The following is a 1,989-nucleotide window of genomic DNA, read 5'->3' as shown; positions in this document are numbered from 1 at the left end:
CTTGAATGCCGAGAAGAGGCTCCCGCAGAAGTCGTCCGAGCCCGGGCAGTCGATGATGTTCAGCTTGCGATCCATGAATTCGGTGAAGAGGATCGTGGAATAGATCGAGCGTTTGTATTCGTGCTCGATATCCGTGTTGTCCGAGAGCGTGTTGTTCGCCTCGATACTACCCCTGCGGTCGATGACCTTACCCTCAAAGGCCATCGCTTCGGCAAGGGTAGTTTTTCCCGTGCCGGGCGCCCCGATGAGTACGATGTTTTTGATTTCTTTTGCTGAATAGTTTTTCATATTCCCGTATGGTTTTAAGGTTTTGCGGTGGTGCGGGGCATCGTCGGGAGTACTTCGCGGAGCCGGGTTCCCGGAACGGAAAGTCGTGCTGCGGAGCATTTTCCGATTAGCCGACTATAAATATACAAAAAAATCGGGATAACCAAACGGCGACACGAAAAAATCGCCCTCAGGAGGCGATTTTACGGTCGAAAAGCGGGAGGTCGACCCAGGTGAGCTTTTTCCACACCCATTCGACGGGGCCGTGCGTATGGCGCTGCAGCCAGAGGCGGCAGAAGAGATACTGAACCAGGATGATCCCCACGCCCGCCAGCGTGCCGTATATCACGTCCACGTGGCGGTAAAGCCCCAGCCCCCAGTTGTAGAAGAGCGCCGTCCCGAGCAGCGATTGCAGCAGGTAGTTGGTCAGGCTCATGCGCCCGAAGAAGGTCATGCCGTGCAGTGCCCGGCGGAACCCCGGCCAGCCGTACCACAGCAGGACGACCGTCGAGACGATCGCCGTGGCCGTCATCAGGTTGCGCATCGCTTCGAACGGTACGAGCCACGTGCCCGCGATGCCCACGGCCAGCAGCCCGCCCCAGATGCGTCTGTGCTGCCCTTCGTCGTAGAAGAGCCGGTAGCGGCCGGCCAGCATGCCCAGTACGAACATCAGCAGCGTCTGCGTGCCCCGGCCGTGTTCCAGTCCCCAGCCGAACGAACTGAGCGGGCCGTAGAGCAGGCTCACGCGGGCGCTCTCGGCGAAGGTGCCCGTGGCGAGGGTGGGATAGAGGGTCTCCATGCCTTCGATGCCGCGGATCGAGAGTGTATGTCCGCTGAAATACTGCCAGAGTTCGAGCGGCTGGATGAAAAGCAGGGCCGCGATGACCCACACCCATCGGTTGGGGAGCTTGCCGATGGGAATCATCAGCAGCCCGAAAAGGGCGTAGTAGGTCAGCACGTCGCCGTTGTAGATCGCCGCGTTGACCAGCCCGATGCCGAACAGCAGCACCATGCGCCATGCGAAGCGCCGCGAAAAGTCGTTGCCCCGCTGTGCCTGGTTGTCGCTCTGGATGAAGAAGCTCAGCCCGAAGAGCAATGCGAAGATGGCGTACATCTTGCCCGAAAGCAGGAATCCCAGCGCGTCGGCCACGGGCTGTTCCCAGCTGCCGAATCCGGCGCGGGGCAGGTCGAGGGCGCTCCAGTAGAGGTTGAAATGCTCGCGGGCGTGGAACAGGATGATCCCTGCCACGGCGATGCCGCGCAGTGCGTCGGCCACTTCGATACGGGTGTTGGGTCGGTTTGTCGTGCGGTACATGGGATATTGCGGGGTTTGGGGTTGCTTGGCAGTGGTTCGTTGTCGCCGTAAGCTGTATGTTCCGGGTTGCCGGGGCGTTTCCTAATATATGTCGTTGCCGGTTATTTCCATTCCGGTCATATGTCGTTGCCGGTGATGTCCATTCCGGTCAGCGGGAAGAGCGGCAGGCACAGTTCCCGGATACCGTGTCCGCACCATCGGTCGACGAGGTGGCATTGTCCGTTCGGATTTACTCCCGGGATCCATTGCGAGCCGTCGAAATCCATTAGGTCTTTGTCTGTCGTACTCATTAGCCAGTAGCCGGCCTTTTGCAACCGGGCCATGTACTCCAGCCATGCCTGCCGAGGGTTTTGCTCTCGTCCGCCGCGATTTTTCCGGACTCGTAACCGCCTGCCCCGCCGGCTGGT

3 protein-coding genes are annotated in these 1,989 nt (G+C 60.0%); all 3 read right to left on the bottom strand.

The genetic code is table 11. The annotated features are described in order from the left end of the window. On the bottom strand, nt 1–288 hold a 288-nt coding region (locus tag QVP03_RS05785; protein WP_277092716.1), incomplete at its 3' end, for a GTP-binding protein. A gap of 169 nt (nt 289–457) precedes the next feature. After that, nucleotides 458–1,582, bottom strand: a complete 1,125-nt coding sequence (locus QVP03_RS05780) for a DUF418 domain-containing protein (protein ID WP_022332600.1) — start codon at nt 1,580–1,582, stop codon at nt 458–460. 116 nt (nt 1,583–1,698) lie between these two features. Next, on the bottom strand, nt 1,699–1,872 hold the full coding sequence (locus QVP03_RS05775) for a hypothetical protein (protein ID WP_288210669.1): 174 nt from the start codon (nt 1,870–1,872) through the stop codon (nt 1,699–1,701). Nucleotides 1,873–1,989 lie beyond the last annotated feature (117 nt).

The organism is Alistipes sp. CAG:29, assembly GCF_000435435.1.
In the GTDB taxonomy this organism is placed as follows: domain Bacteria; phylum Bacteroidota; class Bacteroidia; order Bacteroidales; family Rikenellaceae; genus Alistipes; species Alistipes onderdonkii.
This window is presented reverse-complemented; position numbering and strand designations above follow the sequence as displayed.